Annotated in this window: 21 protein-coding genes and 1 riboswitch; of the genes, 16 read left to right on the top strand and 5 right to left on the bottom strand. The window is 49.3% G+C overall.

From position 1 onward, the window contains the following. The 4 genes from QF669_03030 to QF669_03015 form a co-directional block, all read right to left on the bottom strand. Positions 1-248, bottom strand: a 248-nt coding sequence (locus tag QF669_03030; protein ID MDP6456419.1) for a hypothetical protein, incomplete at its 3' end; no start/stop codon positions are given. A gap of 1 nt (position 249) precedes the next feature. Then, positions 250-705 carry a RidA family protein gene (locus tag QF669_03025; protein MDP6456418.1) on the bottom strand — a complete coding sequence of 152 codons (456 nt, stop codon included), beginning with the start codon at positions 703-705 and terminating at the stop codon, positions 250-252. Between the two features lie 19 nt (positions 706-724). Next, positions 725-2,164 (bottom strand): RtcB family protein, encoded by a 1,440-nt coding sequence (locus tag QF669_03020; GenBank protein ID MDP6456417.1) that lies wholly within the window; start codon positions 2,162-2,164, stop codon positions 725-727. Between the two features lie 145 nt (positions 2,165-2,309). Next, on the bottom strand, positions 2,310-2,735 hold the full coding sequence (locus QF669_03015; protein MDP6456416.1) for an archease: 426 nt from the start codon (positions 2,733-2,735) through the stop codon (positions 2,310-2,312). 124 nt (positions 2,736-2,859) lie between these two features. Between QF669_03015 and QF669_03010 the strand changes: the two genes are divergently transcribed. The 3 genes from QF669_03010 to QF669_03000 are packed head-to-tail and all read left to right on the top strand — an operon-like array spanning position 2,860 to position 6,096. After that, positions 2,860-3,828 (top strand): HD domain-containing protein, encoded by a 969-nt coding sequence (locus tag QF669_03010; protein MDP6456415.1) that lies wholly within the window; start codon positions 2,860-2,862, stop codon positions 3,826-3,828. Positions 3,829-3,844: 16 nt separating this feature from the next. Next, positions 3,845-4,339, top strand: coding sequence for a hypothetical protein (locus tag QF669_03005; protein MDP6456414.1), 495 nt, complete (start codon positions 3,845-3,847; stop codon positions 4,337-4,339). Beyond that, positions 4,336-6,096: a hypothetical protein gene (locus QF669_03000; GenBank protein MDP6456413.1), complete on the top strand. Its 1,761-nt coding sequence runs from the start codon at positions 4,336-4,338 to the stop codon at positions 6,094-6,096. Before QF669_03005 ends, QF669_03000 begins: the two co-directional genes overlap by 4 nt. Here the strand turns inward: QF669_03000 and QF669_02995 are convergent. Continuing rightward, positions 6,093-8,183 carry a TonB-dependent receptor gene (locus tag QF669_02995; protein ID MDP6456412.1) on the bottom strand — a complete coding sequence of 697 codons (2,091 nt, stop codon included), beginning with the start codon at positions 8,181-8,183 and terminating at the stop codon, positions 6,093-6,095. The two genes, QF669_03000 and QF669_02995, sit on opposite strands and share 4 nt — an antisense overlap. Positions 8,184-8,207: 24 nt before the next feature. Then, positions 8,208-8,430: riboswitch (cobalamin riboswitch) on the bottom strand. Between the two features lie 132 nt (positions 8,431-8,562). Between QF669_02995 and QF669_02990 the strand changes: the two genes are divergently transcribed. The 13 genes from QF669_02990 to rfbB all read left to right on the top strand — a co-directional run bounded on the left by QF669_02990 (position 8,563) and on the right by rfbB (position 22,004). After that, entirely contained in the window at positions 8,563-9,123 is a 561-nt protein-coding gene (locus QF669_02990) for an HNH endonuclease (GenBank protein MDP6456411.1), read from the top strand. Continuing rightward, the gene (gene trpS, locus QF669_02985) at positions 9,120-10,100 is read left to right on the top strand and encodes a tryptophan--tRNA ligase (protein ID MDP6456410.1); all 981 of its coding nucleotides are present in this window, start codon (positions 9,120-9,122) and stop codon (positions 10,098-10,100) included. Before QF669_02990 ends, trpS begins: the two co-directional genes overlap by 4 nt. Then, positions 10,097-10,861 carry a segregation/condensation protein A gene (locus QF669_02980; GenBank protein MDP6456409.1) on the top strand — a complete coding sequence of 255 codons (765 nt, stop codon included), beginning with the start codon at positions 10,097-10,099 and terminating at the stop codon, positions 10,859-10,861. The genes trpS and QF669_02980 overlap by 4 nt, the downstream gene beginning before the upstream one ends. After that, the gene (gene scpB, locus QF669_02975; GenBank protein MDP6456408.1) at positions 10,861-11,439 is read left to right on the top strand and encodes an SMC-Scp complex subunit ScpB; all 579 of its coding nucleotides are present in this window, start codon (positions 10,861-10,863) and stop codon (positions 11,437-11,439) included. The genes QF669_02980 and scpB overlap by 1 nt, the downstream gene beginning before the upstream one ends. Then, entirely contained in the window at positions 11,423-12,160 is a 738-nt protein-coding gene (locus tag QF669_02970) for a pseudouridine synthase (GenBank protein ID MDP6456407.1), read from the top strand. The genes scpB and QF669_02970 overlap by 17 nt, the downstream gene beginning before the upstream one ends. 115 nt (positions 12,161-12,275) lie before the next feature. Then, complete coding sequence (cmk, locus tag QF669_02965; protein MDP6456406.1) at positions 12,276-12,938, top strand: (d)CMP kinase; 663 nt, start codon at positions 12,276-12,278, stop codon at positions 12,936-12,938. Positions 12,939-12,960: 22 nt separating this feature from the next. After that, a complete protein-coding gene (locus QF669_02960) occupies positions 12,961-14,934 on the top strand; it encodes a 30S ribosomal protein S1 (GenBank protein MDP6456405.1) in 1,974 nt (657 codons plus the stop codon). A 52-nt stretch (positions 14,935-14,986) separates the two neighbouring features. Next, positions 14,987-15,961 carry a hypothetical protein gene (locus QF669_02955; protein ID MDP6456404.1) on the top strand — a complete coding sequence of 325 codons (975 nt, stop codon included), beginning with the start codon at positions 14,987-14,989 and terminating at the stop codon, positions 15,959-15,961. Then, entirely contained in the window at positions 15,958-16,956 is a 999-nt protein-coding gene (gene tsaD / locus QF669_02950; GenBank protein MDP6456403.1) for a tRNA (adenosine(37)-N6)-threonylcarbamoyltransferase complex transferase subunit TsaD, read from the top strand. Before QF669_02955 ends, tsaD begins: the two co-directional genes overlap by 4 nt. Positions 16,957-16,997: 41 nt before the next feature. Further along, positions 16,998-19,127, top strand: a complete 2,130-nt coding sequence (locus tag QF669_02945) for a hypothetical protein (GenBank protein ID MDP6456402.1) — start codon at positions 16,998-17,000, stop codon at positions 19,125-19,127. 71 nt (positions 19,128-19,198) lie between these two features. Then, the gene (locus QF669_02940) at positions 19,199-20,515 is read left to right on the top strand and encodes a UDP-glucose/GDP-mannose dehydrogenase family protein (protein MDP6456401.1); all 1,317 of its coding nucleotides are present in this window, start codon (positions 19,199-19,201) and stop codon (positions 20,513-20,515) included. After that, entirely contained in the window at positions 20,512-20,994 is a 483-nt protein-coding gene (locus QF669_02935; GenBank protein ID MDP6456400.1) for a dTDP-4-dehydrorhamnose 3,5-epimerase family protein, read from the top strand. Before QF669_02940 ends, QF669_02935 begins: the two co-directional genes overlap by 4 nt. Then, positions 20,991-22,004: a dTDP-glucose 4,6-dehydratase gene (gene rfbB / locus QF669_02930; protein ID MDP6456399.1), complete on the top strand. Its 1,014-nt coding sequence runs from the start codon at positions 20,991-20,993 to the stop codon at positions 22,002-22,004. The genes QF669_02935 and rfbB overlap by 4 nt, the downstream gene beginning before the upstream one ends. Positions 22,005-22,018: the final 14 nt, after the last annotated feature.

Below are 22,018 nucleotides of genomic sequence, written 5' to 3'. Positions count from 1 at the left end.
TTGAAAAAGAGTGCCCCTGATGGCAATGCCCGCATCAAAAAGTGAGCGGTGAAGAAAAAGTAGCCACCCGCTGCTAAGAACATATTGACGGTGTAGACCGGTCGCCACGCTTCGGGGACACCACCCCACAGCTTTGGTCTCAGTGCCACCTCTGTTAGTAGACCGTGGGCGTAGCTTCCTAACACAGCGATGCCGCCTACCACGTTTACAATAAAAAAGATAATTCTGAGACGGTCTGTCGCTACCACGTTAATCTACCGTTGCCCAGCACTCGATCTCCACTTTGGCGCCGAGGGCGAGGCCGGTACCGGCGAAGGCGCTGCGGGCGGGCTTCCGATCGGGAAAGAACTCGGCGTAGACTTTGCTCATGTCGCCCCACTCGGAGATGTCCGTTAGCATGCAGGTACACTTAACCACTTCATCCAGCGATGAGCCGTAGCGCTCGAGGACATCCTTGATGTTCTCCATCGTCTGCCGCGTCTCGGGGCCGATACCCCCTTCCACCACCTCAAGCGATCCCGGTCTGTTGCCCACTTGCCCGGACAGGTAGAGCATGTTTCCGACGCGTACCGCTTCGGAGAAGGGGAGGTTCTGCCCGGCGAATGCCTCGGACTGCAGGTATTCTACATTCCGGCCGCCTTGTCCTCCGCCTGAACAGGCGAAGCAAAGGAGCGTAATTCCCGCTGTTACTGTCATTTTTCTCATGTTGCATCTCCCATGTTTATTAACCTTTAATGACCCCAATCGGCTTCAGCCTCGCCACCTTGCGGCTGATGCCGGCGCCGTCCATGACGTCCACCACACTGGCTACGTCCTTGTAAGCGTGGGGCATCTCCTCAGTAATGGTGCGTTTCCCGCGGGCCATGATCTCCACGCCGCGCTTCCTGAGCTCCTCGATCACGTTCATCTCCCGGCTCACTTTGGACGACTTCTTCCTGCTCATCATGCGGCCGGCACCGTGACATGATGAGCCGAAGGTTTCAGTCATCGCCTTTGCAGTCCCGACGCAGAGATAAGAGTATCGTCCCATGTCGCCCGGCACCAGCACGGGCTGGCCGATAGGCCGGTAGCGGCTCGGCAGCTCAGCGTTCCCCGGGCCGAACGAACGGGTGGCACCTTTCCGGTGGACGCACACTTTCACCTCTTCACCGTCGATTTCGTGAGTCTCAAACTTGGCAATGTTGTGGCAGATATCGTAAACGAGCCGCATCTTCAATTCTTCAGACTTCAGACCGAGGGCCTTCAGAAGGGCTTGTTCTGTTAGATGCTTGATGACCTGCCGGTTTGCGAAGGCGAAGTTTGCGGCGGCGCGCATGGCGGCGAGGTAAGACTGGCCTTCATCGGATCGGATGGGAGCGCAGGCGAGCTGGCGGTCGGGTAGATCAATGTTGTACTTATCCACTGCTTTCTGAGTAGTCTTTAGATAGTCGTTGCAAACCTGATAGCCGAGACCGCGTGAACCGGTATGAATAATCACCGTAATCTGGTTCTTCTCCAGGCCAAGGAGTGTAGCGGTTTCGGGATCATAAACTTGTTCCACATAATTGATCTCCAGAAAGTGATTGCCTGAGCCGAGAGTGCCGATCTGTCTGCTGCCCCGCTTCTTGGCATGATCACTCACTCGCTTTGCCTCGGCTCCCTCCAGACAGCCGTTTTCCTCGATGAAAGCCGCGTCATGTTCCGATCCGTAGCCCATCTCAACCGCTCGGCGGGCGCCTTTCTCCAGAATTGCGTCAATTCCCTTGTGGCTCAGATTAGGGATGGCACCGTGCGAACCGATACCGGCCGGAACGTCCCGGAAGAGTTGCGCCAGAATCTGCCTGATGCGAGGGCGCACCTCACTGACTGGCAAATCAGTGGTCATCAAACGGACGCCGCAGTTGATATCGTATCCCACACCTCCGGGGGAGATGACACCGTCTTCGGTGTCCATTGCCGCCACGCCGCCGATGGGGAAGCCGTAGCCCCAGTGAATATCCGGCATGGCGAGGGAATAGTTTACGATGCCGGGAAGGTGAGCGACGTTCCTCACTTGGTCAACGCACGGATCGCCTTCGATGTTTTGTATAAGTTCGCGGCTGGCGTAGATCCTCCCCGGTACCAGCATCCCGCCGGTCTTGGGAACCTCCCAGATGTGGTCAGAAACTTGCTTTAGCTTACTCATGTTTAGCTAAATCGGTACGGATTGCAATGATGAGCATAAGCGAAGCATTACGGATCTGCAACAATTCTACTTTGTTCCATTGTAGCACTCCAAATCTGTAATAATTTTACTTCGTTTCATTACTGCACTCAACTCCGCCACGCTATCATACGTCCAGAATAATCCTCGCCTGCCAACCGCTTTCATCTCCGCTGACTTCAAACTGGTGGTACGTGATCCCTTTGATCTCTGTATGAAACAGATGGCGATCACTGTCTATCTTTTCGCCTGCAGCGGTGCAACGGAAAAATCCGTCATCGGCCAGAATGACCTCAAATCTTGAAAAGAGCATATCATCCGTGTTGAAGTACTGCAGAAGTTGCTCCAGCCAGTTGCGCAGAACTTCTTCGTTCTCTCCCGGCGCCACAGTGATGTTGTGGCTCACCGAAGTCTCAACATATTCAATATCTGTAATGATGCTGAACAGAGCCTCTCCTGCATGTTCCATTAGTTCTGACAGGTCTCCACCGTAGACTTCGATGCCAACATCGGCAGTGTGGTCGATAATTCTGTAGTTTCGTTTCTTAGTCACAGCTAATCCATTCTCAATTTAGTTTGAGGTTGATTCATATTCAATAGTCCCTTGGGAAAAAGATAATGGCAGCAGCGAGCTTCCCCTTGACATTTAATGTAGCAAAGCGTTAATTAGCCCCGCTATGAAGAAGATATCAACCATTTCAGAGTTTAAGGCAAACGATGACATCCAGGGTTTCTACCTGTGCAAGGAGAAGAATCTGCGGACCACCCGCGCTGGCGAACTCTTTCTTGATCTTATGCTCAAGGATAAAACAGGAGAGGTGGGAGCCAAGGTGTGGGACAGGGTGAAAGAATTCGAAGCGAAGTTCGAAGCGGGCGATGCCGTAGCTGTTCGTGGAAGAGTTGATATGTTTCAGGATCGGCTTCAGGTTGTAGTGGGCCGTATTAATAAGGCGACGCCGGAAAAGTATGGCCGCCACGGCTTCAAAGAGGATGACCTTGTTCCAACATCACCTTACGATCCCGTGAAAATGTGGACAGAGGTTGGGGCGCTGATTCAGAAGATAAAGAACAACTATTTGAAGAAGCTGTTGACTGATATCTATAAGAGCAATAAGAAGACTCTGCAAAGAATTCCAGCTTCCATCGCCATGCACTATCCGTACCGGTCGGGTTATCTTGAGCACGTCCTCTCCATGGCAAAAGTAGGGTTGAAACTTGCCAGGCACTATCAGGCTGATGAGGATCTTGTCCTGGCGGGCATTCTGCTCCACAGCGTGGGCAAGGTTAGGGAATTTACAGATACTCTGGTTCCGGAGTATACCGATGAGGGGAATTTTCTTGGCCATACTGATATCGGCAGAGATATGACGAGGGAAGCAGCGGCCAGGATTAACGACTTCCCGCCTGATCTCCTTCTGCAGCTCGAGCATATGGTTTCCTCTCATGAAGGGGTATTTGACGGCCGCCGTTCTTCACGTGCCAGGACAAAAGAGGCGCTCCTGCTTCAGCTCATAGACTACATGGACACGAGACTTAACGTATTTGATAAGGTTATCCAGCAAGACAGTGAATACGGTGAGTGGACCAGTCGACGGAATTTCTTCGGGGCTTCCCTCTACAAGGGTAAATCAACTGCCGACAGCTAATCTCGCCAAAGCTGCGATGTTCACAGGACTGGCAGTGGGCGCAGGGTATGCGCTTTTGCTGATCCCCAATGTAGAATTCATTACTGCTATTGTTTTTGTTGCTGGCGGTTATCTTGGTCCGCGCTGGGGAATAACTGTGGGATTCCTGGCTGAATTTGTATTCTCCGCGGCTAACCCCTTCGGCTCCGGTCTCGTCTTTCCTCCTCTCATCGTGGCTCAGATGCTGGGCATGGGACTGGTGGGTGCCTGCGGCGGAATGCTGCGCAAATTGCTGATGTCTCAAACGTGGCCGCTGACAAAAGTAATTTTCCTGGGGGCTACGGGGGCCGTCCTTACTTTCATTTTCGATACTCTGACTACGCTGAGCTATCCGGTGGCTGCCGGGTTCGAGTTTCGCCAAACCGTGGCTGTTTATCTTACCGGAATCGGTTTTACACTACTGCATCAGGTAATGAATGTGGTCATCTTTACCACAGCTCTGCCCAGAGTCTTCTCAAGAATCTCGCAATGAACTGCAGGACACTCGCACTCCACGTTCTCATCCTTGTGATGACAAGATCCATGTCCGCGCAGGTCAGCGGCGTCGGTACTGTCCCATTTGACTGGAGCGGGCAGAGTGGAATATATCATCGTTACGGCTTCCTCGGTTGGGGCAGTGAAACAGATCTCGGTCCCCTTTTTCTCGATGGGAATTTTGCCCACTGGCCCAAGCGTTACGCTTTTCCATTCAGGGTCGAAAACAACAAGACAGATGAAGATCTTCCCTTCGTCAACAGTTCTCTCTGGTATAAGAAGGGAGACTACGCTCTGGACGAGTTTGCCTTTGAGATCGATTTTGAGGGAGTTGATGATCGTTCCACCGTTTTTCAGGCCTTAAAAAGGAATTTTGATGACAGATTTGGTATTATCGGCCCGAGCACCTATACCGGCGGTGGAGGCACGATTCAACAGAACTACAGGCTGATGCTCAATCGCCCGCGCACGAGCGGAGATCGCCTGCAAATGCAGACGGCCTATTTCAAAACCAGCGAAGCTGTTCCGGTATCATCTGATCTTACTTGGGTAAAAGGGGCGTTAAGGAGTGACCAGATTATAACCGTTGCGGTGAGGTATATGGGTCAGTCAGCCGGTCTGAAGTATCGGCTGACAGCGGGCAGTTTTTCTCAACGGCTGAAAATCAACTCGTTATCTGATGCACCTCAGTGGCGGGCTGATCTCCTCTCACAGAGGTTTTCTGCTGAAGTGAGCCGCGAGCTGAATCGGCAGGCCACACTCTTCGCGTCAACCGCCGCGAGTTACCGCGCCATCAGTTCGGATTCACTGGGTAACCAGGCGCGAACCGGCTTCACGGCCGAACTGGGGTTACGGGGTCAGTCGGGACGGTTAAGCCACAGGGCAGGAATTGGCAGCACCGGGTACCTTGGCTACGGAACGTCAGCTATATTCCGATTCGAATCAGAGTATGCGGTGGGATATTTCAGGCTGTATGGGGGTGCAAGGCAGGATCTTTATCTACTTCCCTTCCAGTTTAGTGGACGCCAGTTTCTTTTTGTGCCTGATTTATTCTATCCGGCAAAAATCCCCACACTGAGACCCGATTCTTCTGCCGTCAGCCAAGTTCGCACTTTGGTCAGAATTGGGGCGGTGTACGAAGTGAAAAGAGTGCAACTGGAGACGCGCTACTTCATTTCGCAGGCCGCGCCACACTATTACTTTGAAAAATCACATGTAGAAGAAGGCAGTGAAATTACAGCTTTAATGGAAAATACTTCTGATCGCATTCCGGGTATGGCGTGGTCTGCCAGGGTCAACTACTTTCGCGACTGGTGGCTCTTCAGCAGAGGTGTAACTTTGCTGAATCAGAAGAAGGGGTGGGGAATCGGTGTAAAACACCAGGTTAATGCCGGTCTCGCCGTGAACGAGAAACTGTTCAAGGAGAAGCTGGATGCCAGAGTGAAGCTGTGGGCCGATGTCTGGGCGGGGAGGGATCGCCTTGTCTGGGATCCGATCCTGAACCTCGGTTACTACAATTATGAAGACAGCGGTCTACCTGATGCCACTACCGTCGTCAACGTCCAATTCACCGCCGTCATATCGAATTTTGAAATCTCCTACACTATGGTCAACCTTCTTTATATCGGATGGTTACGTTTAAAGAGCGTGAATGCATCATTTAGTGAAGAGCAGGTAACTTCTTTTGTTTCACCTCTCCTGCCGGCAGCTGGAGGACTGACCTATCTCACTTTTCGCTGGAATTTCCGCGATTAGGGAAGTTCCAGGGATAGCCTCGAATAGACTGTTCTTCCAGGTTCAGGATAGTCATACACAGACTGTAGATTACTGTGATCCTGCAGGTTCCTGCAGCCCAGTGCGATAGACGTCTCAACACCAAACAGTCTTGAAGAAGTGAGGGATATGTTTGCATCCAGCCGCTCATAGGGACGCAGGAGCAGATCGGTAGAATAACTGTAACGACGTTTGCCCAGTAGTTGATATCTCAGCTGAAAGTTAATCGATTTCCGGCTATAACTCAGCTCAGCCCAGTGGGAGCGTGCCGGCACGTAGAGTAGTCTTTTACCGTGGTCATCACCTTTGGAGAGGACGCGACTATTATTCCGTTCACTCAGTATCGAAATAGTCACCGGCAGATCCTCTGGAGAGACAGTCACCGACAGCGAACCGCCGTACGATTCCGACTTCTTCAAGTTATGCGGCATATAGACCCACGATTCGTCAGGCGTCCATTGGATCAGATTCTCAGTAAAGAAGTAGTAGCCCCTTATTCTGATGCTCAACCACGATGGTTTTACCGGCCGTAAGTGAAGTGACGCCTCAGCCGAATTTCCCTTTTCGGGTTTAAGGTACAGGTTTCCGACTGAATATCCCCACGGGTCTTCCCAGTAGAGATCGTTGAAGGTGGGATTGCGATAACTGGATCCCGCGCTGAAGGCGAACGATTGCAAAAGACCTTCGTTCCTGGACCAGAGCATGGCGAGGTTGCCTGTGGCGATCACTTTGTCTTGACGGCTGTTCCAGTCGGAGCGCAGGCTGGGTGACACGGTCAGTCTTGGACTAATCCGGATCTGCGACAGCAATCCAACGGCAGTCAAGTCTTCTTGATGATTGCCGGCGTCATCGCTCCTGACGTGATTCGTTGTTGTCTCGAGGCTGAGTGTGTTTCGCACAGAAAGGAACTCTCTGAACCGGTGCACAGCTCTGACTTGCCAGGAATCTATGCGGTGTCTTGAGTTGACTATCCAGTCCGGATCTGTGAAGTGCTCACGGGATTTCATAACGCCCGCAGTGATTTTCGTCTGACCTGCCGTAGAAATTCCCCGCAGCGTGGCAAGCAAGAGAAAATCTCCATTCTCTTTTCTGGCTGATGGAGATGGAAACTGAAGCGTGCCGGCAATACCTCGATCTACATGACTTTGCAGTGCAAACGATCTGGCAGTCCACTGTTTTGTCAGCGGGAGGGAGGCCTGGAATGCGACAGCTCTCTGGCTGAAGTCGTTGTTCTCTCGGTAATCAGCCGTGCTTTCAAAACTGTTGCCGTAGACAGCGGTCCGTAGAAGATTGAGCTCCTTATGAATTCGACCGCTGATTCCCTTCTCTCCAAGTGAACCTGATCTCATGCGCAAGTTTGATTTCTGCCTGTCCAGCATAAGATTGAGTGTACCGCCTACAGCGTTTGAACCGTAAAGTGAGGAGCCTTGACCGTCGTAAAACTCGCCGTGCGAAAATAGATCTGCAGGGAGAATGCTGAGATCGAAAACTCCGTTCTGTGGCGAATTGATGGGTAGATCCTCCACCATAACAAGTATGTGTTCCGCATAGCCTGTGGGAGATGAGATGGTCTTGAGTCCTGCCGGTCCTCCGTAATCCCGAATCTGGATTCCTCTCCTGCCGAGTCGTTCAGCGACACTGTTGCCGCTGTTTGGCGAATCGTCAATGGTTATGACGCGATGGCTTACAGGAAGTGCCAGGCTCTGTCGCCCGTAGAGGTTGCCTTCCACGATGACAGGTTTGAACTGGTATATCCGGCGCTGGAGTCTGATGCGCATATCTTCAGCTGAGACTGTATCTAAACTCACTTCCTGCATAGTGAAGGCCGAATGACTCACCACAAGTCTGTCAACTGGTTGATCATCTAGTATAAGAATGAATCTGCCTTCTCTGTCCGTAGTGGTTCCGAGATGAGTTGTTGCTGAATAGACTTCAACAAAAGGAATCGGCTCACCGCTGTAGTCTGTTACGCGTCCCGCCACTAGAATAGTCTCCCCTGAGGAAACAGTGATTAATAACAGAATGGCGGGAATGATAAACCGCTGGTGTGATGGTGATATATGGAGCATTCTCTTCTCCTCCCTCGAGAGTGTTTATGAGAAACACAGCCTTACAGGTTTCCTGACTTACACTTCGTCGGATTGATTCCGCCTTCTCGCCCATCCCGGTATTCGCGCCGCGAGCGGGGCAATGGCTTTCTCCTACAACATCTGGAGAAATGGAAGATCCTGGCGATTACAGTAGCGGGGCTGTACCCGATTTTCACGGGTTTCCCTGTCAAAGCTGTTTTGCCAAATAACGTTTTAGAACTTACTGTTCATCCGACGGACATGTCAAGTGTTTTGCCTTGACTTGCTGGAGAGGTCAAAATAAATTTGTCCGGTTTCAACAACTGATTCGTGCGCGGTTAAGAGAAGATATGAAAACAGAACCTAACGGACAAAAGCAGTGAAAAGTCTGAAACGACACGGCAACGGTATTTTGAATCGCGAAGTACTGGTCTTAAACCAGAACTATCAGCCGTTACTGGTATGCACAGCCAAGCGAGCTATCTGCCTGATCTATCTAGACAAAGTTGAAGTGATCGAAAACTACCGTGATTTCATACATTCCCCTTCCATTGTACTCCCCCTGCCGAGCGTTATCAAACTTGATCGTTTCATAAAGATTAAGGGTAACGATATAGTTTTGTCGCGCAAGAACATTCTCAAACGTGATCAACACAAGTGTCAATACTGCGGCAGGCGTAGCGTTCCCATGACTCTCGATCATGTGATTCCTAAAGAGCGGGGCGGTTCTGACAGTTGGGAAAATCTCGTCTGTTGCTGTCACGTCTGTAACCGCAAGAAGGGAAATCGAACTCCGGAACAAGCCGGCATGCCGCTGTTACGTCATCCTCGGAAAGCGACGCGCATCCACTATATCCGCCAATTCGTGAAGAAGGAACAGGAAGCGTGGCGGCCCTATCTATATATGGAATCTCGTTTTTCGAGCAAGGCACTCGCATGAAGCGTAAGCGGATCCTGAGTGGTATCCAACCCTCAGGAAATCTCCACATAGGCAATTACTTCGGTATGATGAAACGAATGATCTCGTATCAGGAATCAAACGAACTCTTTACGTTTCTGGTGAACTATCACGCCTTGACAACTGTTTCGGATGCACGGACCCTTAAACGGAATACGATTGAAGCGGCAGCTGACTACCTTGCACTGGGTCTTGATCCTGAGAAAGCCGTTTTCTGGGTCCAATCGGATATACCGGAAGTGTTAGAGACCACTTGGCTCCTCAGCAATGTAACCAGTATGGGGCTCCTCGAGCGTGCTCATTCATACAAAGATAAAGTTTCGAAGGGGATAACACCTCATCACGGCCTGTTCAGTTATCCCGTCCTCATGGCGGCGGATATACTTCTTTTTGGCGGTGAAGTGGTGCCGGTGGGCAAGGATCAGAAACAGCATCTGGAGATGACCCGTGATATTGCCGTGCGCTTTAATGCAACCTATGGCGAAACATTCATCATCCCGGAGGCGCTTATAGAAGAGGATATTGGACTAATCCCGGGTATAGATGGTCAGAAGATGTCAAAATCGTACGACAACACAATTGAGATTTTCTGTGATAAAGAGGACCTGACACGGCAGATCATGTCCATCGTTACGGACGATACGCCGCCTCATGAGCCGAAAGATCCCAAAACGAGTACACTCTATCACATTTACGCCCTTTTCCTGGATAAAGCCGGCAAGAAAGAGTTGGCACAAAGATTTATGGAGCCGGGTCTTAAATATTCCGAAGTAAAGCGGGAACTCATCGATAAAGTCTGGGACTATTTCCGGCTGTTCCGAGAAAGGCGCACCTCTCAGTTCAGCGATAGGGATTTAGTTGTGAAGATACTCAAAGAGGGGGCGGAAAAGGCCCGTGCTGAAGCGTCTTCTTTTCTTGTGTTGGCGAAAAAGAACGTGGGGCTGAGTTACGACGAATGATTGACTATCAGATACGTCTCGATAACTTTACAGGTCCCCTTGATCTTCTCCTCTTTTTTATCAGACGCCATGAAATCGATATTATGGACATACCCATCGCACAGATCACTGAAGAATATCTTACCTTTATCCAGGCGGCTCAGACTCTTAATGTGGGCATTGCCGGTGAGTTTCTGGTGATGGCGGCTACTCTAATGCGGATCAAGGTGAGGATGTTGCTCCCCGTTGTTTCTGATGATGACGGCGAAGAGCTGGAGGATCCGCGCACCGAACTGGTTCAGCGACTCCTGGAGTATAAGAGATTTAAGGAAGCATCTGATAACTTGCGTGAAATGCGCGATCAACAGAGCCAGAAATTAGGTCGTCCAGAGATGTCTGAATATAACCAGATAGAGGGGGATCCAGCTATCTATCTAGAGGATATATCGGTTTTCGAAGTAGTTCAGGTGTTCAAGGAACTTCTCGAGCAAATGCCGCCGACCCTCTCGTACGATTTGGAGAAAGAAGCGGTCTCGGTCAGGGAAAAGATTGCCTTTTTGATGGCCAGGTTTGCTGAGCAGAGTCAGTATACGTTTTCTGAGCTATTTCCAGCTTTAGAGTCACGGCGTGATTTAATCGCCACATTCATTGCTGTCCTAGAGCTCGTCCGCGACGGCAAAATCCGCGTGGCGCAGAAAAAGATCTTCTCTGATTTCATGATAGAGAGAATTTTGTCAGAAGAAGAGGTTTCAGGGCACGATCCGGCGGTAGCAAGAGCATAATGGGTAAAAACCAGGTCAAAGAAGAAGAGACAAGAATCATTGAAGCGTTGCTTTTTTCTTCCTCAGAAGTCCTGACTCAATCGAAAGTAGATGTCTGCTTTGACGAAGGAACGTCCCCTACGCTGGAGGAGATCGTGCCTAGGTTGCGCGCAGAGTACGACAACGGAGCAAGGTCATTTACCATTCAAAAAGTGGCCGGAGGTTATCGTCTTGTAAGCCGAGCCGAATATGAGCCGTGGATCAGGCGGCTCTACACCCGTGCAGGCAAGGTGCCCCTTTCACGGGCAGCCTTAGAGACAATGGCGGTAGTGGCCTATAAGGGTCCAGCCAGCCGAGCCGAAATTGAAAGCATCAGAGGCGTCAACAGCGCCGGCGTCCTGCGGACACTGATGGAAAAACAGCTGGTAAAGATTTGTGGGCGCGGCAAGGGTCCTGGCCGCCCGCTGCTCTATAGAGTAACTGATGCATTCATGATTGCCTTCGGTCTCGACAAATTGTCCGATCTTCCCAAGCTTCGTGAACTTTCAGAATTAATGTCTGAGGATCCCGCCGCCGAGGCGGATGATGCGGCTGAATAGGTACCTTGCCGCATCCGGAATCGCATCCCGCCGCAAGTGTGAATCCATCATACAGTCAGGTCGCGTGACAGTTAATGACCAGCCGGTGGCCAACCCTTTTTCCCTTGTTGAGAAACACGATATTGTCTGTCTCGATGGAAAGGCTGTGGTGCCGGCAGAGGAAAAGGTGGTCATAGTCTTGAATAAACCTGAAGATACGATCACATCGGTGGAGGATAACCGCAACCGGCGAACGGTAATGGATTTGATTGGGAATCACAATACGAGGCTCTTTTCGGTTGGTCGATTGGATAAAGATACTACGGGAGTTTTACTGCTGACGAACGACGGTGATCTTGCCTACAGGCTTACTCATCCCAGTTTTCAGGTTGAGAAGGTGTACGAAGCCATAATTGCCGGATGGTTGAGTTCCGCTGAGGTCCATCGCATAGAAAAGGGGGTCGATATCGGGGAAGGAGAAACGGGTGTTGCCCGCGTGATTTCTCAGAAGGCGTGCGAGGGAGAGAATGACGAACCCGGATTGACAGTTGTCCGGTTGACTTTAACACACGGGAAAAAACGTGAGATCAGAAGAATCTTCACTGCTCTGGAGCGCCATCTTAAAGCTCTGCGTCGCGTCAGTTTTGCGGGGATTGGTACTGGCGCTCTTGATCCTGGTCAATGGCGCTTTCTACGGCAGAAGGAGATTAGTAAATTGATGTCTAGAGCTTATAATGACTGATTTTGAGGAGTGTAATTATGTTTGGCTCTTCTCAGGGGGTTGCATAAATTTCTTGGCTTTTTGAAAGGTATGGACAATATACTCCGGGAACGAGGGGTTATCTGGCCTTGAAGGTATGGTCATAGCGATCGACGGACCGGCAGCCTCCGGTAAAAGTACCACAGCACAGGGTGTGGCCAAAAAACTCGGGTTTATTTATCTCGATACAGGCGCCATGTACCGGGCGGTGACACTGGCGGTGCTGGAAGCGGGTCTGGACTCTTCTGATATGGTCGGCATAGAAAGTCTCCTGCGTGAGATATCCCTCTCCTTTGATTTGGAGGATTCGTCAACGCGAATTCTTTTGAATGCCAGAGACGTGTCTGAACAGATAAGAGGACTCGAAGTAACCCGCAATGTCAGTGCGGTCAGTGCACTGCCGGTTGTGCGGGAAAAGATGGTGGAAATCCAGCGGCAGATTGGTAGTAGTCAGGATTCAGTTGTCGAAGGGAGAGACATAGGAACAGTGGTCTTTCCTGGTGCGAAATTCAAGTTTTTTATTACGGCTGATTACGAGACAAGGGCAGCACGGAGACAGCAGGACCTGGAACAGTTAGGTATACACCGTACAATCCGGGAAATAATTGAAGATTTGAAAAAGCGCGACTTGAAGGATTCGCGGCGGGAGCATTCTCCCCTTACAAAGGCTGAGGATGCCATTGAGATTGATACAACAACACTGACGATTCAGGAACAGATCGATACAATTGTCGGTAGTGTGAAGAGAGAATCAAATTGAAAAGGAGGTTATCAAACAATAGATGACTGAAGAAGAAACGGCCAGGCAAGAAATGGTTGAAGAACAGGATAATGAGCTTGTGGAGAAAGAGACTACTGACAGTACAGAAAGTAGCATCAACTTTGAATCCGATGGGGAAGGGATATCCACGGAAGAAGTGAAAGATTATCTTAATAAATCGTTGTTTAGTGATATCCGGCAAGTTACACAGGATGATCTTTCTGCATCTGAAGATATTAATGATATTGTCGCTCCTGAGGTACTTCTGCAGTATAATGAGACTATCTCTGATATTGCTCAGAATCAAATCGTAGAGGGACGTGTAATCGGGCAGAATGAAAAAGAGATCATCATGGACATAGGATTTAAATCAGAAGGTCTCATCCGCCGCAGCGAATTCACCGATAGAGAGGCACCGAGTATGGGCCAGGTTCTCGAGGTTTACCTCGAGAGGATGGAAGATGAAAACGGGCAGACTATTCTATCCAAAGAGAAAGCCGACTGGATGAAAGGGTGGCTGAAACTGATCGAAATTCATGACAAAGATGAAACGGTAATGGGTACGATCTCCCGCCGCATCAAAGGGGGTATGATTGTGGATGTGGACGGCATTCAGGCGTTTCTGCCTGGTTCTCAGATTGATGTTAGGCCGGTGCAGGATTTTGATCAGTACCTAGGCAAGGAGATGGAATTCAAAGTGGTGAAAGTCAATCAGCTCAGAAAGAACGTAGTCCTCTCCAGGAAGGCGCTTCTGGAGGATTCTCTCCAGGAACAGAGAATGTCATTTTTCGAGGAGATAAAGGTAGGCGATATCAAGGAGGGCAATGTAAAGAATATCACCGATTTCGGTGTTTTTGTGGACTTAGGCCGTGTAGACGGTCTGTTGCATATCACTGATCTTTCCTGGGGCCGGGTGAAACACCCTTCTGATATGATTGAAGTAGGTGAAACACTAACGGTAAAGATTATCGGTGTAGATAAAGATAAACAGAGAATCTCGCTAGGACTTAAGCAACTTATGCCCCATCCCTGGGAGAATGTTCCTGAACGGTATCCCGTCGGCACGAAGATCGAAGGCAAGGTTGTAAGTCTCACCAACTATGGTGCCTTTGTTGAGTTGGAGACTGGCGTAGAAGGCCTTGTTCATGTGTCTGAAATGTCCTGGACCCGAAATGTTCATCACCCGTCTGACGTTGTGCAGTTGGGTGACGAGGTGGAAGCTGTCGTTCTGGAACTGAATCAGGAAGATAAGAAGATCGCACTCGGGTTTAAACAGCTTCAACCTGATCCGTGGGAAGGCGTCGAAGAGAAGTATGCAGTTGGATCGCTCCAGCAGGGGATAGTGAGGAATCTCACCCAGTTTGGAGCATTTGTCGAACTGGAGGAAGGTGTTGACGGTCTGGTTCACGTATCTGATCTGTCCTGGACAAAGATCATTCGTCATCCAAGGGAGGTACTTCAGAAGGATCAGGAGATCGAGGTGAAGGTGTTGGAGGTTTCACGGACAAGTCGAAGAATAGCTCTCGGACTGAGACAGGCACTGGAAGATCCGTGGCCGTCTATCGTTGATCATTTTAAGGTTGGTTCGTCGACTTCCGGTAAAGTGATTCGCTCTCTCGAAAAGGGTATTATCATTGAATTGGAAATGGATGTGGAAGGTATCATTCCGTCTAAAACTTTTCCACATAAGGAGAGGGGCGAGATCTTGGACAGGTTCCTCGCGGGGATGGAAGTGACCAGTGAAGTTGTGGAAGTAAAGCCTGATGAGAAAAAGGTAATTCTGAAGGCGGTTGAAATACCCAGCAAGAAGAAGCCGAAGGATGATAAAATAGAAGTTGAGACGGAAGATGCCGGGTCAGATTTACCCGCGCATCAGACAGAGGAGGCCCAGTCAAAGGAGACTGAGGAGATCGAACAACACGAGGAATCAGGAGCTGAATCGGAGGGAGAAGAGAGCGAGGAGACAGCTGAGGATCAAGACAAAGAGAAGAAATAATCTCTCAACTTCTTTCCGGTAGCGTGGACTTCTTGGAGAGAGACCTATTAACTTGGAAGCGCTGAAGAACAACATCAAATCGGGGCACCTGACCATCTGGAGCGGGGCCCTTTTTTTTGCCGTCATCCTGTGGTTCTTTGTCATTTCGGAAAGGAGTTATGTGTATGTGGTGGAGGTGCCCATTGAGGTACGAAATATCAAGGAAGGCAAAACCTTGCGCGGTGAAGTTGAACCCACCGCAGATGTAAGATTTCGTGCGACGGGCAGGGCGTTTCTGAAAACGCTGCTGTTAAAATCGGTGTCCGAATTTAAACTTGTTCTTGATCTTGAAAAAATCAGCACCGATTACGATTTTTACTTGAATGACTATTTTAACAGATACAGCCAGAAGGTTGTTATTCCCGCCGGATTCGAACTCGATTTTATCGAAGTAGTGCGTCCCGATTCGATCCATATTTCCCTGGATGACTATATGATTAAACCGGCCCTTGTCATTTCTATGGTCTTCATTCAGCCTGAAGCCGGGTTCGTACAGGTAGGACCGACACAGCTTTATCCTTCCACAATCGAACTTAAGGGACCTAAGGAGATTGTCAGGTTCGTGTATCAAGTAGAGACAGTTGCTGACTCTTTTCTGTCTCTTCAGTCATCTCTTCAAACTGCAATTCCCTTGGAGTTCAACTTTCCGAGAACAGTGGAAGCTTCACATCCGCAGATCAACCTCTTCGCTGATATCCAGAGCATCGGTGAGCGAATCATTACAGAAGTTCCGATTACAGTTTTGAATGTGCCGCAGAATATCCTTGCCTTTCCCAATCCATCCACGGTATCGCTCACAGTTACAGGTGGAGTCCATTTCATTGCGGAACTTGAACCGACCGATATTGAAGTCTACATCGATTATGAGAAGCGTCGTATTGATCAACCGTTTCGGGAACCAGATATAGGGGTGCCCGAAGACGTTATCGAGTGGCGCGATCTTTCACCTAAGACAATAGAGCTGACGGTACGTAGAATCCCGGAATGATCATTCTGGGGATCGAAACTTCCTGTGACGAGACAGCCGCGGCTGTCTGCCGTGACGGTTCCATACTGTCTTCAGTAATCGCTTCCCAGGAAATCCACAGACAATATGGAGGTGTTGTTCCCGAAATTGCATCGCGGGAGCATGAAAAGCAGGTTGCCCTTATTGTGGAGGAGGCGTTGGCTCGTGCCGCAGTCGCCAAGGAGCACCTTGATGCAATCGCCGTGACGCGGGGACCCGGATTGATGGGCGCTCTCTTGACAGGTGTAAGTTTTGCATCCGGTCTTTCCCAAGGGCTGGGAATACCTTGCCTCGGGATGAATCATATGGAGGCGCACATTTTTGCGAACTTTATCGCCTATCCTGAGTTGAACTATCCGTTCCTCTCGCTACTTATTTCGGGTGGACATACTCAGATATGGAGAGTAAACGGATTCGGTACTTATGAGCTTTTGGGAGAGACGAGAGATGACGCAGCCGGTGAAGCTTTTGACAAAGGAGCACGTATCCTCGGTCTCGATTATCCCGGGGGACCGGCTATCGAAAAGGCAGCAGAAGGTGGCAATGAAGACGCTGTGATGTTCCCGCAGGCATTCCTGAAATCAGATAACATCGAATTCAGCTTCAGTGGCTTAAAGACAGCACTCCTCAACTATGTTAAGAAAAATGGGGATGATCTGATCCGTCAAAATCAGGCTGATATTGCAGCCAGCTATCAAGCGGCCATTATCGGTATTCTGCTGAATAAGCTACGATTGGCTGCTGATCAGACCGGTATCAGAACTGCTGTCATAGGTGGAGGCGTAGCGGCTAATCAGAAGATGAGAGAAAAGGCTGAGACAATCCTTGATGACTGTACCGTTCTATACCCAGATTCAAACCTCTGTACTGATAACGCTGCCATGGTTGCGTTCGTTGGTGAACTGTATCTTAAATCTTCATCTGAACGGTCGCGTGATCTTGCTGTGATTCCGAACTTGAGACTGGCCAGCCAGTAGGCGGTTCGTATTTCCTGCGAAGTTTTAGTATGATAATCTGGTTGCTGATCGTTTTAGCCGTCGCACTGGTAATCCTCGCTTTATACGCATATAAGGTTCGTTTTGCAAAAGGAGAAAACAAGCACAGTATACCTTTTATTCTCCGCAGCATCACATTTCTGGTTCTTATTTTTGTCTTGGCAGAACTTGAAATCTCACGTACTGCTACGTTAATAAGAAAGCCGCTTGTGAGGGTGTTCTTCGATAATTCAGTCAGCGCTTCCTATCACCGTGCGGTTTCGGCCCGATCGCTTCTCGGCGGCTATCAGGAGATAGCTGCATCCCTGAAAGATGCTGCCGACAGGAGCAATTCAGATGGCCTGGTGCAACTGTTTACTTTTGGTTCAGAAGTTGAACAGATTGAGCAAAATGATCTCAGTTTCGGTTTTTCGGAGCCGACGACCAAAATGGACGACTTGCTGGAAAAAGCCGGGCCGACGCCTTCCGACGCTTTTCTGCAAAGTATTATTCTGGTGACAGATGGCCAGTATACCGCTGGCAATGATCCAAGGCATATCGGTGCAGATATTGCTATTCCGGTTCACACAATAGGTATAGGTGAACTGAAGCCACTGGTAGATGTTCGTATCGAGAAGGTTAACGTGCCCGCGGTCGGTATTCAAAATGATATGGTGAAGGCTGAAATTAATGTTGTATCTATCGGTACAAAAGGTGAGCGGATTCATGTCACCTTAGCGAGAGAAAAAGAACTTTTAGGTACTAAGGTTATTAACCTGGAAGGCGACGGCTCACTGCTGACGGTGCGGTTTCAATTCGAATTGACCAAGGTGGGTACTTTCCCTTATTCTATCCAGGCAACCTCTGTCAAGGATGAAGTCAATATCGCAAACAACAGATCATCATTCAGCATTACGACGCTTAAAGACAGGTTCAGCATCGCCTTGATATCGGGTGCGCCTTCCGCCAATACAGGATTCCTCAAACGGGTGATGAAGAGGGAACCAAAGCTTGCAGTTAGTCACTATGTTCGACTCCAGAAGCGGTGGGAGCCATCCATCGCATCCTTCTGGAGAACGAACTATGATCTTATCGTTCTCGATAATTTCCCTACCGGATTGATCAGCGAGAAATGGATCGACGATCTGAAAAAGAAAGTAGAAAGAGAAAAAGCTTCCTTACTGTTTGTTGCAGGACCCAACGTCATGAAAAAGCGAGCCAGACTACTTTTTGATGCTCTAGGTCTGCAGGTTGTCGCCTCTAACTTTAGAGCCGGAAAGAGGTATTCCATGCAATTCCGTCCAGCAACATCGGTCAGCGCAAATTTGAGATTCTTGGCAGAGCAATCGCCTGCTGACAACAGTGATTCGATGCTCCCCCCTGTCACTCCATTGCTGTTCGTGGAACCGGGCGTGCCCGGCGTAGATGTTCTGGCTTTCCTTGAAGGACAGACACAGATTCCGCTTGTATTAGCCGGAGAGATAAGCGGAGTGAAAGGTAAAACACGGAGAAGAGCCTCATTTACCTCGCCTGACCTCTGGGAACTCTATTTCCGGAGTATCAACACGGGAATATCTGAAAGTGTAGTTGACTTCTGGCAGAGGATATTCGGCTGGCTGGTGAGAATCACCGGTGATCAGACGGCTTATTTCAGGTTCAATAAGAACAAGTTTCAACAAGGTGAGCAGATCGTTGTTGAAGGATCGCATCTGACGGAACACCGTGCACGGGAAAGAGCAAATAGTTTGCAGCTTCGCATTTTCAACGCTGCAGGAGAAAGCAGGTCGTATCCCCTCGCTTATGATCGCGCATCGGCACTGTGGAAAACAAGTTTCTTTGCTGGTAGAGGGGGGAAATATTCGTATGAGATCGTTGAACCGTCGTTGCCGGATTTGCCGCTTCAGGTAGGAAACTTTACTATTGAGGAGAGCCAGATAGAATTGAACAAGGTATTCCTCAACAAATCACTATTGCAGGACCTGTCTGACAAGACAGGCGGTACTTTTCTCCAATGGGACAGTCGGGAGCGAATCGGCGATCTTGTCTCCTTTGAGAAACAGGTCTTCTCCTCCAAGGAAAAGATTCAATTGTCACACTTGTGGCCATTGATGCTAATCGGATTTATTCTGCTGGCAGGAGAATGGGTTGTTCGGCGCCTGATCGGCCTTCAATGAATCATTTTTCAAACAGTTGACATTTAGGTTTCAAGAGTGGTAGTTTTATTACCGTTCAGTGAGCGAAAAGGATGAAGAAGATAACTATAATCGGCACGGGCTATGTCGGGCTGGTGAGTGGAGCCGGCCTAGCGGATTTTGGCAATGAAGTAGTATGTGTCGATATAAACAAGGAGAAAGTCGGTCAGCTTAAGGAGGGAATTATTCCTTTTTATGAGCCCGGGCTTAACGAATTGGTGGCCAGGAACGTACAGGCGGGACGGCTCTCGTTTTCTACGGACATCGGAGAATGTGTGAAGCGGTCAGATGTTATATTCATCGCTGTCTGGACGCCCATGGGGGATGATGGTGAAGCAGATCTGTCGGCTGTTGAAAATGCTAGTGGTGTTATCGGCGAAAATCTGACAGGTTATAAAGTTGTCTCTACAAAGAGTACTGTACCTATTGGTACAGGAGAGTTGATTCGTAGTATTATCAGTAAGAGTGCAAAGAAGGATGCTGAATTTGATATTATATCCAATCCGGAATTTTTAAGGGAGGGGGCAGCGATAAGAGATTTTATGATACCCAACAGGGTTGTAATCGGTACGGATTCCGAAAGAGCTTTAACGCTGATAAAAGATGTATACCGGCCTCTTTTCATCAACGAGACTCCCATGGTTATCACCGATATTAAGACCGCTGAGACAATCAAATATGCCGCAAACGCGTTCTTGGCGGTGAAGATATCGTACGTCAATGAGTTGGCCAATTTATGTGATGAGAATGATGCTGACATTCATACCGTGACGCGGGCCATGGCACTGGACGGGCGTATCAGCCCAAAATTTTTGCACCCGGGTCCCGGTTTTGGCGGATCGTGTTTTCCAAAGGATACACAGGCTTTGGTTCACCAGGCAAAAGATAAAGGGGTCAATCTTCAGGTAGTCGCGGCTGCTATAAAAGCCAATGAGTTGCAGCAGGGCAAGGTGATTGAAAAACTTGAACGGTTGATGAACAACAATTTTGACTGTAAAACAGTTGCTGTCCTCGGTCTGGCATTCAAGGCGAATACGGATGATGTTAGGCAGTCACCTGCCATTCCTCTGCTGGCTTTTCTGAGTGGAAAAGGGTGCGCGGTGAAGGCGTATGATCCGGAAGCAAGTAAAAATATGGCAAAACTGTTTCCTGATGTGAACTACTGTTCATCAATGGAAGATACGGTAGCGGGTGCGGATGCAGCTGTCGTGATGACCGAGTGGCACGAATTCAGGGGGATGGATCTGGAGAGAGTCGGCAAGCAAATGAACGAAAAGGTTCTGCTCGATGCAAGAAACCTACTCAGCCCAAAAGAGTTGAATCGAATAGGTTTTAGATTCGATAACATAGGGAGATCAAGTGTAAGGTGAATATTGAAGGCGTAAGAGTGAAGCAGATGACTCTTCATCAGGATATCCCTGATACAGATGATGGAGTTGCGAAAGAAGGGTTTTTGATGGAAGTCTTGCGCGATGATGACGGACTGTTGCGAAGGTTCGGGCAGACCACTTTCACCGTGGCGTATACTGACACGATCAAGGCGTTCCACTGGCATAAGAAGCAAGACGATCTCTGGTTTGTAGCTTCGGGGAAGGCTGTCATAGTGTTGTACGATCTGCGCCGCGACTCTCCAACGCACGGCGTGACACAGACTTTAACGGCTGGCGTCGATGACTATAAGCTGATTCTGATTCCCGAGGGTGTCGCTCACGGCTACAAAGTTGTCAGCCGAGAGCCTGTTTTGTTGTTCTATCACACAACTGAAAGTTATGATCCACAGGATCCCGACGAGGAAAGAATCGCCTCGGATGATGCATCTATCGCTTTCGATTGGGAGGCTGTCTCGTGACGACTTACCTGATTACAGGCGGCTGCGGCTTTATCGGCAGTAATTTTATTCGCTATCTAATGGCATCTGACAGATCATCGCGGATTGTCAATCTTGATAAGCTGACGTACGCTGGCAACCCGGAGAATCTGAAGGATCTGGAAGACAACTCGAGGTATCACTTCGTCCACGGCGATATCTGCGATAGTGCATTGATAGAAGGTGTCTTCAACGATTTTTCGCCGGACGTGGTGATCAATTTTGCAGCAGAGAGTCACGTTGATCGCTCTATCGGTAAACCTGACGATTTTATTCGGACGGACGTCTTCGGCGTCTTTGTCCTGCTCGGAGCGGCAAAAGACCACGGTATCGATCTGTTCTTGCAGATCAGTACCGATGAAGTCTACGGTAGCATCGAGGACGGTAGTTTCAGGGAAACAGACTCTCTGATGCCCAGTAGTCCCTACTCGGCCAGCAAGGCTGGTGGTGATCGATTGGCTTACTCGTATTTTGTGACCTACAAGATCCCGGTGATCGTGACGCGGGCCAGCAACAACTTCGGTCCTTACCAGTACCCGGAAAAACTTATCCCGCTATTTGTAACCAACGCACTGGAAAATGAACTGCTTCCACTCTACGGTAAAGGCGATAACGTCCGCGATTGGATTTATGTTATCGATCACTGCAGCGCAATCGATTTTCTACTGAAAAAGGGAGAGCCGGGTGAGACTTATAACGTCGGTGGCGGTAATGAAAGACAAAATGTTGAGATTACCCGTTTGATCCTGGAGCATCTGGATAAACCTGCAAGCCTCATCCGGTACGTTAATGACCGTAAGGGTCACGACCAGAGATACTCACTCAACTGCGACAAGATCAAATCGATGGGGTGGGAGCCGCAACATAGTTTTGAGGCAGCCCTTGAGGAAACTGTCGTATGGTATAAAAATAACGAGGCGTGGTGGAAAAGACTTAAGTCGGGGGAGTTCCTCGAATTCTACAAAAGTTACTATGGCCTCGAACTGACATGACGGTTTCTGATATT

This window comes from Candidatus Neomarinimicrobiota bacterium (assembly GCA_030743815.1).
Lineage (GTDB): Bacteria > Fidelibacterota > Marinisomatia > Marinisomatales > S15-B10 > UBA2146.
This window is presented reverse-complemented; position numbering and strand designations above follow the sequence as displayed.

What these genes read in the sequence shown, in the direction of transcription:
- QF669_03000 (MDP6456413.1), top strand. Translation starts at nt 4,336, where the DNA reads ATGAACTGCAGGACACTCGCACTCCACGTTCTCATCCTTGTGATGACA.
- scpB (MDP6456408.1), top strand. Translation starts at nt 10,861, where the DNA reads ATGGGTAAAAACCAGGTCAAAGAAGAAGAGACAAGAATCATTGAAGCG.
- QF669_03005 (MDP6456414.1), top strand. Translation starts at nt 3,845, where the DNA reads ATGTTCACAGGACTGGCAGTGGGCGCAGGGTATGCGCTTTTGCTGATC.
- QF669_03010 (MDP6456415.1), top strand. Translation starts at nt 2,860, where the DNA reads ATGAAGAAGATATCAACCATTTCAGAGTTTAAGGCAAACGATGACATC.
- QF669_03020 (MDP6456417.1), bottom strand. Translation starts at nt 2,164, where the DNA reads ATGAGTAAGCTAAAGCAAGTTTCTGACCACATCTGGGAGGTTCCCAAG.
- tsaD (MDP6456403.1), top strand. Translation starts at nt 15,958, where the DNA reads ATGATCATTCTGGGGATCGAAACTTCCTGTGACGAGACAGCCGCGGCT.
- cmk (MDP6456406.1), top strand. Translation starts at nt 12,276, where the DNA reads ATGGTCATAGCGATCGACGGACCGGCAGCCTCCGGTAAAAGTACCACA.
- QF669_02980 (MDP6456409.1), top strand. Translation starts at nt 10,097, where the DNA reads ATGATTGACTATCAGATACGTCTCGATAACTTTACAGGTCCCCTTGAT.
- QF669_02970 (MDP6456407.1), top strand. Translation starts at nt 11,423, where the DNA reads ATGATGCGGCTGAATAGGTACCTTGCCGCATCCGGAATCGCATCCCGC.
- QF669_02940 (MDP6456401.1), top strand. Translation starts at nt 19,199, where the DNA reads ATGAAGAAGATAACTATAATCGGCACGGGCTATGTCGGGCTGGTGAGT.
- trpS (MDP6456410.1), top strand. Translation starts at nt 9,120, where the DNA reads ATGAAGCGTAAGCGGATCCTGAGTGGTATCCAACCCTCAGGAAATCTC.
- QF669_02995 (MDP6456412.1), bottom strand. Translation starts at nt 8,183, where the DNA reads ATGCTCCATATATCACCATCACACCAGCGGTTTATCATTCCCGCCATT.
- QF669_03025 (MDP6456418.1), bottom strand. Translation starts at nt 705, where the DNA reads ATGAGAAAAATGACAGTAACAGCGGGAATTACGCTCCTTTGCTTCGCC.
- QF669_02960 (MDP6456405.1), top strand. Translation starts at nt 12,961, where the DNA reads ATGACTGAAGAAGAAACGGCCAGGCAAGAAATGGTTGAAGAACAGGAT.